12 protein-coding genes are annotated in these 11724 nt (G+C 63.8%); 6 read left to right on the plus strand and 6 right to left on the minus strand.

The genetic code is table 11. From position 1 onward, the window contains the following. Positions 1-81: 81 nt before the first annotated feature. Positions 82-1254 (plus strand): serine hydrolase, encoded by a 1173-nt coding sequence (locus VGD20_RS05390; RefSeq protein WP_331133465.1) that lies wholly within the window; start codon positions 82-84, stop codon positions 1252-1254. Positions 1255-1348: 94 nt separating this feature from the next. Here the strand turns inward: VGD20_RS05390 and VGD20_RS05395 are convergent, their stop codons facing one another. The 3 genes from VGD20_RS05395 to purF are packed head-to-tail and all read right to left on the minus strand — an operon-like array spanning position 1349 to position 3992. After that, entirely contained in the window at positions 1349-1735 is a 387-nt protein-coding gene (locus VGD20_RS05395; RefSeq protein ID WP_331133466.1) for a hypothetical protein, read from the minus strand. Positions 1736-1795: 60 nt separating this feature from the next. Next, positions 1796-2530 carry an SDR family NAD(P)-dependent oxidoreductase gene (locus tag VGD20_RS05400; protein WP_331133467.1) on the minus strand — a complete coding sequence of 245 codons (735 nt, stop codon included), beginning with the start codon at positions 2528-2530 and terminating at the stop codon, positions 1796-1798. 4 nt (positions 2531-2534) lie between these two features. Further along, positions 2535-3992: an amidophosphoribosyltransferase gene (gene purF / locus VGD20_RS05405; protein WP_331133468.1), complete on the minus strand. Its 1458-nt coding sequence runs from the start codon at positions 3990-3992 to the stop codon at positions 2535-2537. Positions 3993-4136: 144 nt separating this feature from the next. Between purF and hisI the strand changes: the two genes are divergently transcribed. The 5 genes from hisI (at position 4137) to VGD20_RS05430 (ending at position 8950) form a co-directional block, all read left to right on the plus strand. After that, on the plus strand, positions 4137-4517 hold the full coding sequence (gene hisI, locus VGD20_RS05410; RefSeq protein WP_331133469.1) for a phosphoribosyl-AMP cyclohydrolase: 381 nt from the start codon (positions 4137-4139) through the stop codon (positions 4515-4517). Next, positions 4504-5040 (plus strand): hypothetical protein, encoded by a 537-nt coding sequence (locus VGD20_RS05415; protein ID WP_331133470.1) that lies wholly within the window; start codon positions 4504-4506, stop codon positions 5038-5040. The genes hisI and VGD20_RS05415 overlap by 14 nt, the downstream gene beginning before the upstream one ends. Positions 5041-5106: 66 nt before the next feature. Continuing rightward, the gene (locus VGD20_RS05420; RefSeq protein ID WP_331133471.1) at positions 5107-5529 is read left to right on the plus strand and encodes a MerR family DNA-binding transcriptional regulator; all 423 of its coding nucleotides are present in this window, start codon (positions 5107-5109) and stop codon (positions 5527-5529) included. Positions 5530-5604: 75 nt separating this feature from the next. After that, positions 5605-7404 carry an acyl-CoA dehydrogenase C-terminal domain-containing protein gene (locus tag VGD20_RS05425; protein WP_331133472.1) on the plus strand — a complete coding sequence of 600 codons (1800 nt, stop codon included), beginning with the start codon at positions 5605-5607 and terminating at the stop codon, positions 7402-7404. Between the two features lie 46 nt (positions 7405-7450). Continuing rightward, on the plus strand, positions 7451-8950 hold the full coding sequence (locus VGD20_RS05430) for a phospholipase D-like domain-containing protein (RefSeq protein WP_331133473.1): 1500 nt from the start codon (positions 7451-7453) through the stop codon (positions 8948-8950). Between the two features lie 7 nt (positions 8951-8957). Here the strand turns inward: VGD20_RS05430 and VGD20_RS05435 are convergent, their stop codons facing one another. From VGD20_RS05435 to VGD20_RS05445, 3 genes are all read right to left on the minus strand, one after another. Next, a complete protein-coding gene (locus VGD20_RS05435) occupies positions 8958-9809 on the minus strand; it encodes a CoA ester lyase (RefSeq protein WP_331133474.1) in 852 nt (283 codons plus the stop codon). After that, complete coding sequence (locus VGD20_RS05440; protein WP_331133475.1) at positions 9809-10261, minus strand: MaoC family dehydratase; 453 nt, start codon at positions 10259-10261, stop codon at positions 9809-9811. Before VGD20_RS05440 ends, VGD20_RS05435 begins: the two co-directional genes overlap by 1 nt. Further along, the coding region (locus VGD20_RS05445; protein WP_331133476.1) for an acetyl/propionyl/methylcrotonyl-CoA carboxylase subunit alpha at positions 10261-11724 on the minus strand (1464 nt) is incomplete at its 5' end. The genes VGD20_RS05440 and VGD20_RS05445, both read right to left, overlap by 1 nt.

An 11724-nucleotide genomic window follows, 5' to 3' on the forward strand; every position in this document is an offset into this window, starting at 1 on the left:
GGGTGGCTTTCGCGGCGGCGGGATCGACGTTGCGCAAGTCACGCTCGAAAAGACAGCCTGAGAACAGGGGGAGGATAGCATATGCGACGATTTTTGGCGGCGGTGCTGCTGTGCACCGCGGCGGCGGGGTGCAATGCGCCCGCACCCACCGAAACCACCGACAAACTGCCAAAGGATCTGAATGTGCTGTTCTGGACCCAGGATCAACGCGACGCCGCTTTCCGCACGATGGAAACCGTTCCCAAGGTGGTCGTCAACAAGGTCGAAGCCGGCGGGACGGTTTATCCGTTGCCGCAAGGCAAGCCGATCGACCTCGGCGCCGATGTCGACGCGTATATGGCAAAGCAGCGCAATGCGGGTCTGATCATCGTTCAGGGCGGCAAGATCCGGCTCGAGAAATATGCGCTTGGTTACGGCGCAGCGGGGCGCTGGACCAGCTTTTCGGTCGCGAAAAGCTTCACTTCGACGCTTGTCGGCGCAGCGGTGAAGGACGGCTATATCAAAAGCCTCGATGACAAGGTCACCGCCTATATTCCCGGCCTCAAGGGCTCGGCCTACGACGACGTGTCGGTCAAGCAATTGCTCACCATGACTTCGGGCGTCAAATGGAACGAGGATTATACCGATCCCAAATCCGACGTCGCCCTGTTCAACATGCAGAAGCCCGTCGCGGGCGAGGATATCACCGTCAGCTATATGAAGACCTTGCCGCGCGAAGCGCCTGCCGGGTCGAAGTGGGTGTACAAGACCGGCGAGACCAACCTCATCGGCGTGCTGGTGTCGAGCGCGACGGGCAAGACGCTGTCGGCCTATCTGTCCGAAAAGGTCTGGAAGCCGTTCGGGATGGAGCAGGATGCGGTGTGGATGCTCGGCGCGACGGGGCATGAGATCAGCGGTTGCTGTATGTCGGCAAGCCTCAAGGATTACGCGCGTTTCGGCCAGTTTATCCTGAATGGCGGCGTTGCGGGCGGCAAAAAAGTGCTGCCGGACGACTGGCTCCCCGCCGCGACGACGAAGCAGGCAGGGATCGACCTGCCGGGCCGTGGTTATGGCTATCAATGGTGGACGAACGACGACGGCAGCTTTGCCGCGCAGGGCATCTTCGGGCAGGGGATATTCATCGATCCCAAGCGCAAGCTGGTGATTGCGTCGAACGGCAACTGGCCGACCGCAACCGATCCCGAGGGAGTCGGCGCGGCGCGCGAAGCCTTCTACAAGAGCGTGCAGGCTGCGGTGGACAAGGAGGCCAAGTAAGCCAGGTAAGCGTCGCTCCCCGCGAAGGCGGGGCCGCTATCGGCGTTGCGCAAAATTTGCCGGCGGACCCCGCCTGCGCGGGGGCGACGAGTTGTCAGTCGGTCAGGGTTGCAGTCGCGCGCTGGGCCAACCAGACCGCCGCAAGCGGGACGGCGACGCCTAGCGCCATCATCCACCACGTGTCGGCAAGCGTCACCGCACGGTATAGCCCCGCGCCAATCACCGCGCCCGCGACGATCCAGCCGGCGCCGGTGCCCGATGAAACACGCATCGCCAGCCAGCCGCCAGCGAAGGTAGCTATGAACCAGCCGACGACCAGTGCGATCGTCGAGCCAATCGGGATCAGGACTTCACCGCTGTTCGGGTCGTAGACGTCGGGCGAAATTTCGCTGCCGGCATATTGTGCCAGCCAGATCAGCCCGAAAGCAACTGCGATGCCGATCACCGCGGCAATCGCCGATCGCAAAATATTCTTGGTCATTCCACCACCCTCGCAAACCCTCTTATGCGGGTGTCTTAGCGCAGGAAAGCGAAGATGGTATTAAGCTTTTTCCATGACCTTGGGCAGCGCGTGGAAGGCTGTGCTGTCGAAGCCTTCGACCATCAGCCCGGCAACATATTCGCCGACCGCGGCGGGGTCCTTGATGCTCTGCGGATCTTCGCCCGGATAGGCGCGCGCGCGCATCTGGGTCCGCGTGCCACCGGGATCGAGGATCGCGGTGCGCACGGTCGAGATATTGCGCATCTCGGCGCCATAGCTGGTGACGAGCGTTTCGAACGCCGCCTTCGATGCGGCATAGGCGCCCCAATAAGCGCGCGGTTCGCGTGCGACGCTGCTCGACAGCGCGATCAACCGGCCGTTCGTCGCGCGGCGCAGCAGCGGGTCGAAATTGGCGATCAGCGCCTGCTGCGCGATCAGGTTCAGGGTCAGCGTCTTGTTGAATTCCTTGCCGTCGATCGCGGCTACGGGGGTCAGCGTACCAAGCATCGCGGCGTTGAGCACGAGCATGTCGAGCTGCTGCCAGCGCTCGGCGATTGCGCTCGCGAGGCGGGCGATGCTGTCGCCGTCGGTCAGGTCGAGCGGTGCGATCGTCGCGCTGCCGCCGGCTTCGTGGATGCGGTCTTCGAGTTCCTCGAGCCCGCCAGCGGTGCGCGCGGTTATCACGACATGCGCGCCGCGTGCGGCGAGCGATTCGGCGATCGCTTCGCCGATGCCACGGCTCGCCCCGGTGACGAGCGCGACCTGGCCCGCCAGTTCTGTAGACTGCGTATTCATTGTGTCAGACAACCCGTTCGGCAAGCAGCGAAAATTGGTCTTCAAGCCCATGCTCGTCGAAATCGGTGAGCGTGGTCGGATAGTCGCCGGTAAAACAGGCGTCGCAATATTTCGGAGCGTCGTCGCTGCGCTTCACTTCGCCCAGCGCGCGATAAAGGCCGTCGATCGAAATGAAGGACAGGCTGTCGGCGTTGATAAAGTTCGCCATCTGACCGACGCTCATCTGCGCCGCGAGCAGTTTCGCGCGCTCGGGCGTGTCGACGCCGTAAAAGCAGCTGTGCTGCGTCGGCGGGCTCGCGATGCGCATGTGCACCTCGGTCGCGCCGGCGTCGCGCATCATCTGCACGATCTTCAGGCTGGTGGTGCCACGTACGATCGAATCGTCGATCAGGACAATGCGCTTGCCCGCGATCAACGCCCGATTGGCATTGTGCTTCAGCTTGACGCCGAGGTGCCGGACCTTGTCGCCCGGCTGGATGAAGGTGCGCCCGACATAGTGCGAGCGGATGATGCCAAGTTCGAACGGAATGCCCGATTCCTGCGCATAACCGATCGCCGCCGGCGTGCCCGAATCGGGGACCGGAATGACGAGGTCGGCTTCGACCGGATTTTCGCGTGCGAGTTCGGCGCCGATCGCCTTGCGGACCGAATAGACGCTCGTCCCGTCGACGATCGAATCGGGGCGCGAGAAATAGACATATTCGAAGATGCACGGGCGCGCCGGATGGTCGGCGAACGGGCGGTGCGAGGTCAATTGGCCATCGCGGATGATAACGAGTTCGCCCGGTTCGACCGAGCGCACGAATTCGGCGCCGACGACATCGAGCGCGACCGTCTCCGATGCCAGGATATGCGCGTCGCCGAGCTTGCCGATCACCAGCGGGCGAATGCCGAGCGGATCGCGGCAGCCGATCATGCCCTCGGCGGTCAGGCAGATCAGCGAGTAGGCGCCCTCGACCTGCTTCAGCGCGTCGATGAAGCGGTCGAGCAGCGAGCGATAGGCCGACGTCGCGACGAGGTGGATGATCACCTCGGTATCGCTGGTCGACTGGAAGATCGAACCGCGGCGAACCAGCACTTTGCGGAGCGCGGCGGCGTTCGAGATATTGCCGTTGTGCGCAACGGCAAAGCCGCCAGTGGCAAGGTCCGCGAACAAGGGTTGGACGTTACGCAGCGCGGTTTCGCCCGTCGTCGAATAGCGGACATGGCCGACCGCCGACCCGCCCTGCAACTGGCGCATGATGTCGTCGCGGTCGAAATTGCCCGCAACATGGCCCATCGCGCGGTGGGTGTGGAATTCCTTGCCGTCGAAGGCGGTTATGCCTGCGGCCTCCTGTCCACGGTGCTGCAGGGCGTGGAGGCCCAGCGCAACAACCGCGGCGGCACTATCGGCGCCATGAATACCAAATACGCCGCACTCCTCGCGGAGCTTGTCGTCATCGAATGGGTGGGTCGTCAGCATGTCATTCCAGGGGCAGGGGGGCAGTGACTGGGGCGCATATAGGGACGGCAATCGCAAATGTCGCCCCCCATAATCACGATATTGTCACATCATCGGCGAAGCGCGGGGTGGCAGCGGCTCCGATCCTGCTCTAAGGCGCGGTTCATGGACGATCAGCGCGACACGACCGACCGATTTCTTCCGCGTTTCGACGCTGCCGGACTGGTGACGGCGATCGTCACCGACGCCGACAGCCATATATTGCTGATGGTTGCCCACATGAACGCCGACGCGATCGAGCGGACCCGCGCGACGGGGCAGGCGCATTTCTGGTCGCGATCGCGGGCCGCATTGTGGCGGAAGGGCGAAACGTCGGGCAATGGCCTGACTCTTGTCGAAATGCGTGTCGATTGCGACCAGGACGCGCTGTTGCTGCGCGTGAAGCCCGCCGGTCCCGCCTGCCATACGGGACGCCGATCCTGTTTCTATCGCCGCGTCGAGGCCGACGGCCGCCTGACCTTCCTGGCAGACGATGACCAAGGCTAGCGCCGCACTCGTTTTGGCGCTGCTGCTGGCGGGGTGCGGACGGCCCGATCCGGACGAGCGTGCGAAAGGTATCGACGCCAGCAATCCGCTCGAGGTGGCCGCACGCGAACGCGGGGTCGTCCGTCCCGAAGCGCCGACGCCCGTGGGCGTCTTCGAACGTACGCACGACCTTGGCCGCGATGCGATGTGCGTCGTCCCGGATGGCGCCGGAAAATGGCGTTTTGCCGTCACCGCTGCCTTTGGACCGGGGCTGTCGTGCGCCGCGCACGGGACGATGGTACGCGAAGGCGACGGCTGGCGGATGCGCTTTGCCGGCGCGGAAGGTTGCGAGGCGGCGGTGCACGAGGAAGAAGATGAGCTCCGTCTTCCCGGGAACCTGCCGCAGCAGTGCGATCGCCTGTGCCCCGATCGCGCGTCGCTGTCGGGTTTGCGCCTGCCGCGCGCAAGCTGGTCAGCCGGCGACGCCGGGGACTTGCGGATTGCCGATCGGCACGGCAATATACAACGTCCCTGCAGCGGCTGACCTGCCTCGAAACGGCGCAACCTGCCGGTCTTGACGTTCACGTCAACGGAAACTAGTTTCACCGGCATGACCGAACAATATGGCCACGCCCATATCGATACGCCCGACCATCTGGGGCGCGAACAATTCAGCATCACCGACTTGTCGACCGAGTTCGGGGTCACCGCCCGCGCGCTGCGTTTCTATGAGGATGAAGGGCTGATCAGCCCGTCGCGCAAGGGATTGTCGCGCATCTATTCGAAACGCGATCGCGCGCGGCTCGCGTGGATCCTGCGTGCAAAGCGGACAGGCTTCAGCCTTGCCGACATTCGCGAGATGATCGACCTTTACGACGTCGGCGACGGTCGCAAGCTGCAACGGCAGGTGACGATCGAAAAGTGCGAACAGCGCATCGGCCTGCTGCAACGCCAGCGCGATGATATTGACAGCGCTGTAGATGAGCTGTCACGTTTCATCGATACGGTGAAGAAAGTCGATGCCGGCCAGTAGGCCGCCCGACCTCTGACCCTCTGCCTCTCCCCAGGCAAGTTTGACACGCTAAACTGCTTTTCAGAAGGATTTCCCATGCCCGTTTACCGCGCTCCCGTGCAGGATACGCTGTTCCTCCTCAACGATGTGCTCGGGATCGAGCGTTATGCGAATCTGCCCGGCTTCGCGAATGCGACCCCCGACATGATCGAGGCGGTGCTGACCGAGGCGGGAAAATTCTGCGAGGAAGTGCTGTTTCCGATCAACCAGTCGGGCGATCTCGAAGGCTGTACGCGCCACGACGACGGATCGGTGACGACGCCGAAGGGTTTCAAGGAGGCCTATAAGGCCTATTCGGAAGCCGGCTGGGGCTTGCTCACCGCGCCCGAGGAATTCGGTGGACAGGGGCTGCCACACGTTATCGGTTTCCCGGTCGAGGAATATCGCAACGCCGCCAACCAGGCGTTCGCCATGTATCCGGGGCTGACGCAGGGCGCGACCGCCGCGATTCTCGTCAAGGGATCCGAAGAGCAGAAGGCAACCTACGTTCCCCGCATGGTTTCGGGCGAATGGGGCGGCACGATGAACCTGACCGAGCCGCATTGCGGCACCGACCTTGGCCTTATTCGCACCCGCGCGGTTCCGAACGGCGACGGAAGTTATGCGGTTACGGGAACCAAGATCTTCATTTCGTCGGGCGAGCACGACCTTACCGACAATATCATTCATCTCGTCCTCGCGAAGACCCCCGACGCGCCCGACAGCGTCAAGGGCATCTCGCTCTTCATCGTGCCCAAATTCATCGTCAACCAGGATGGTTCGCTCGGCGAGCGCAACACGCTTTCGTGCGGTTCGATCGAACACAAGATGGGCATCCACGCCAATTCGACCTGCGTCATGAACTATGATGGCGCGAAGGGCTGGATGGTCGGCGAGGAGAACAAGGGCCTCGCCGCGATGTTCGTGATGATGAACGCCGCGCGCCTTGGCGTCGGCATTCAGGGACTCGGGCAGGCCGATGTCGCCTATCAGAATGCCGTTCAGTACGCGCAGGACCGCCGTCAGGGCCGCGCGCTCACGGGGCCGAAGGACCCGCAGGAAAAGGCCGACCCGCTGTTCGTGCACCCCGACGTACGTCGCATGTTGATGGACGGTAAGGCGACGGTCGAAGGCCTCCGCGCGCTCTGCACCTGGGGGGCGCTGCAGGTCGATCTGGCGCATGCCGCCGAAACCGAAGAGGAGCGCCAGCGCGCGGACGATCTCGTCAGCCTGCTCACGCCCGTGATCAAGGGGTTCGGCACCGACAAGGGTTATGAGGTCGCGACCAACGCGCAGCAGGTGTTCGGCGGCCACGGCTACATCGAAGAACAGGGCATGAGCCAATATGTCCGCGATGCGCGCATCACGATGATCTACGAGGGCGCGAACGGCGTGCAGGCCATGGACCTCGTCGGGCGCAAGCTTGCGCAGAACGGCGGACGCGCGATCCAGGCCTTCTTTGCGATCGTCGATGAGGAATGCGCCCGCGCCAAGGGCGATGAAGCGCTTGCCGATTTCGCGACGCGCCTCGAAAAGGCGAACGGCGAACTCAAGGCGGCGACGATGTGGTTCATGCAGAACGGCATGGCGAACCCGAACAATATCGGCGCCGGTGCGCATCATTACATGCACATCATGGGCATCGTCGCGCTGGGCTCGATGTGGTTGATGATGGCCGAGGCAGCGCAGAGGGCGCTCGCCGAAGGCCGCGGCAACAAGGCATTCCTCGAAGCCAAGCTCGTCACCGCGCGTTATTTCGGCGAACGCTTCCTCCCCGATGCGGGATCGCTGCGCCGCAAGATCGAGGCGGGCAGTGACGCGATGATGGCGCTGACGCCCGAACAGTTCGCCGCCTGAGGATGTTCCTCTGCAACCATCGCCGCCGCCATGCGTGTCGGCGGCGATGAGCAAAGGGGACCTCCAGCCAATCGTCGTCGAAGGCCGCAATTGCTGGCGGATCGAACGTGCCGAAAAGGCGCGGATGATCGTCGACGCCGCCGATTATTATGCGCTGCTCGAAGAATTGATGGCCGATGCGGAACAGCGCATCCTGCTCATCGGCTGGGATTTCGATCCGCGTATCGCGCTGAAGCCAGACAAGAACGGGAAGGGCGAACCGCTCGGCGACTATCTGCTGCGGCTCGCAAAGGAAAAACCCGAGCGCGACATCGACATCTTGCGCTGGAATTTCGGCGGGCTGAAGCAGTTCGCGATGCCGCGCATCCTGTCGATGGTCGCGCGCTGGAAACTGACGCGCTCGATCAGTTTCCGCCTCGACAGCGCGCATCCGGTCGGATGCAGTCATCACCAGAAGGTCGCGGTGTTCGATGATCATCTCGCGGTGTGCGGCGGCATCGACGTCGGATCGCGCCGCTGGGATACGCGCGATCACAAGGACGGCGATCCGCACCGCACCGCACCCGATGGCAAGGCCTATATGCCCTGGCACGACAGCACGATGATCCTAGCCGGACCCGTCGGCAACGCGCTGGCCGATCTCGGTAACGAACGCTGGCAGCGGGCGACGAAAAAGCCCCTGCGCAACCTGAAGGGCGAGGGTGAGAATTGGCCCGACGATCTGGAGCCCGATTTCAAAGGCGTCGATGTCGCGATCTCGCGTACCCGCGCCGAATATGACGGCTATGAGGAAATCCGCGAGATCGAGCAGCTCTATCTCGACATGATCGCCGCCGCGGACCGCTTCATTTATTTCGAGAATCAATATTTCACCTGCGGCAAGATCGCCGCGGCCATCGCCGAGCGGCTGAACGAGGATGATCCGCCCGAATTTGTCATGGTGATGCCGAAGACCGCCGATGGCTGGCTCGAACAGATGGCGATGGATGCCGCGCGCGTACAACTGGTGCGCGAAATCGCGAAGGCGAAGCATGGCGACCGGCTGAAGGTCTATTATCCGCGCACGAAACGCGGCGAGCCAATCTATGTCCATGCGAAGACCGCGATCGTCGACGACCGCTTTCTGCGCGTTGGATCGGCGAACATGAACAACCGCTCGATGGGGCTCGACAGCGAATGCGACGTGACCATCGACGCCGCGCTCCCCGCGAACGAAGGCGCCGGTCCGACGATCGCCCGGTTACGCGAATCGCTGATCGCCGAACATCTCGAAGTGGCGGAAACAGAGGTCGCTGCGACCTTCGAACGCACCGGGTCGCTGATCGACACGATCGAAGCGCTGCGCGGCAAGGGCCGCTCGCTCGAACTGCTCGACCTCGTCGCGCCGGGGCCGATGGACGAATTCATCGCCGAGAATGAACTGCTCGATCCGGCCAGCCCTGATGCGATGTTCGAGAGCCTGACCGAACGCGGGCTGAAGAAAAGCTGGCATCGCGGCCGTAACTGGATGAAGCGCCACCGGCCTTTCAGGCGGAATTCCGCCTGATTTTCCGTTAGTCGGAAAGCGCGAGGATGTGCTTCGCCTGCTTGAGATGCGGAGCATCGACCATCTTGCCGTCGACCTGCAGCACGCCGACGCCCGGATTGGCGGCAAAGGCGTCGACGATCGCCTGCGCACGCGCCGCTTCCTCTGCCGAGGGAGTAAAGGCTGCGTTGATCACCGCGACCTGCGACGGGTGGATCGCCATCATGCCCGTGAAGCCGTCGCGCCGCGCCCGCGCGGCATAGGTAGCGAGTCCGGCTTCGTCCTTGATTGCAGGAAATACGGTGTCGATTGCCGCTGCGCCCGCGGCGTGAGCGGCGAAGAGCGTCATTGCCCGCGCGATTTCATAGGGTGGGGTATAGCTGCCATCGGCCTCGCGGCTCGTCGTTGCGCCGATCGCGGCGGGCAGGTCTTCCGCGCCCCAGGTCAGCCCGAGAAGCCGATCCTTCGTCTCGCGGTAGCTGCCAAGCGTGAAGATCGCCGCGGGCGTTTCGGTGGCGATCGGGAGGATCGGCGGGAGCGACGCGTCGCGGGCAGACTCGCTGCGCAGGATGGTATCGAACTGCGCGATGCTCGGGGCGCCTTCCGCCTTGGGCAACATGATCGCGTCGGGTCGCGCCGCAGCGATTGCGGCAACGTCGGCGGCGGTCAGATGGCCGTCGAGCGGATTGACGCGCACGAGTGTGACGACCTCGCGCGCTCCTGCCAGATATTCGGCGATGGCGTGACGCGCCGCGTCCTTGTTGGCGAGCGACACCGAATCTTCGAGGTCGAGGATGATCGCGTCGGCGCCCGACGCCGCGGCCTTGGCGAAGCGCTCGGGCCGATCACCCGGAACGAAGAGGAGGGAACGAAGTCGCATTAGCTGGCCTTCCGCTGGACAAGGGCAGAACGCTCGCACTGGCATACCAGTTCATCGCGCTGATTGATGCAGCGGTGAAGGAAGGTCACGATACCGGCATTGGGCCGCGATTTCGATTCCTTCAGGCCGATCACTTCGCTTGTCGCGCGCAGCGTATCGCCGATGAATACCGGCTTCGGCATCACCAGCTTGTCGTAACCGAGGTTCGCGACGAGCGTGCCGAGCGTCGTGTCACCGACCGACAGCCCGACCATCAGGCTGAAGGTAAAGGTGCCGTTGACGAGAATCTGGCCGAACTCCGACGCCTTTGCCGCCTCGATATCGAGATGCAGCGGCTGCGGATTGTGCGTCATCACCGTGAAGAACAGATTGTCGGTTTCGGTGACGGTGCGGCGAATGTCGTGCGTCAGCGTTTCGCCGATCACCCATTCGTCGAAAAATTTGCCGGCCATTATGCGTCTTCCTTTTCGATCCGCACGAGCAATGCCTCGACCTGAACCTGCGCGCCCGCGGCCGCGTTGAGCTCGGCGACGACCCCGTCAAACGGTGCGGTCAGGCTGTGCTCCATCTTCATCGCTTCGAGCGTCAGCAACTTCTGTCCCTTGGTTACCTTGTCGCCCGCGGCGACCTCAACGGCGATGACCTTACCGGGCATCGGCGACAGGATCGCGCCGTCACCTGCGCCCACGCCCGCGCTGGCTTCGGCACGCCACGGCGTCAACTGCCAGACCGAACCGCTCTCGGCAACGAGCATCGCGGGCGACGGCTCCTCGGCGCCGGGGCCATGGAGTTCGACCTCGACGCGCTTGCCGTCGAGCAGGAAGGGCGCCGAGCGCACATCGGGGGCGTTGAGGCGGAACCCCGATTGCAGCGAGCGCGGCACCATCGCCATCGCGGCGTTGGTCAGCGCCTGCGTGGTCGGCACAGGTTCTTCGGTCATCGCATCGCCGTCGCGGCCGATCAGCCCGGTATCGACGGTGCCCGCGACGAAATCGGGATGGTCGAGCGCATTGATCAGGAAGGCCGAGTTGGTCTTCACGGGCCAGATCGCGCTGTCCTCGAGCATCTCCGACAAGAGCTCGCGGGCTTCTTCACGGTCTTCGCCCCAGGCGATGACCTTGGCGATCATCGGGTCATAGAAGGGCGAGACCTCGGCGCCTTCATAGACGCCGGTATCGACGCGGCCCATATGTTCGGGGAGCTGGAAGAGTTCGAGCGTGCCGATCGAGGGCAGGAAGCCCTTGGCGGGGTCCTCCGCATAAAGCCGCGCTTCCATCGCCCAGCCGTTGATCGAAAGTTCGTCCTGCGAAAGTGGGATCGGTTCGCCCGACGCGACGCGGAGCTGCCATTCGACGAGGTCGACGCCGGTGATCTCCTCGGTCACCGGATGCTCGACCTGCAGGCGCGTGTTCATTTCCATGAACCAGATGCGATCGGCGCGGAGACCCTCGCTCGCGTCGGCGATGAACTCGACGGTCCCGGCGCCCTCATAATGCACAGCCTGCGCCGCCCGCACCGCGGCCCCGCAAACCGCCTCGCGAGTCACTTCGTCCATCCCCGGGGCGGGGGCTTCCTCGATGACCTTCTGGTGGCGGCGCTGGAGCGAGCAGTCGCGCTCGAACAGATGGACGACGTTCCCCTTGCTGTCGCCGAACACCTGCACCTCGATGTGCCGCGGCGACGTGACGAATTTCTCAATGAGGACGCGGTCGTCGCCGAACGCGCTCGCAGCTTCGCGTTTCGCGCTCTCCAGCGCGTCGTCGAAATCCTTCGCAGCGTCGACTCGGCGCATGCCCTTGCCCCCGCCGCCCGCGATCGCCTTGATCAGCACCGGATAGCCGACCGCCTCGGCTTCCTTCTTCAGGCGCTTCGGGTTCTGTACCTCGCCGAGATAGCCGGGCGTGACCGGCACGCC

It is taken from the genome of Sphingopyxis sp., assembly GCF_036402335.1.
Classification (GTDB): domain Bacteria; phylum Pseudomonadota; class Alphaproteobacteria; order Sphingomonadales; family Sphingomonadaceae; genus Sphingopyxis.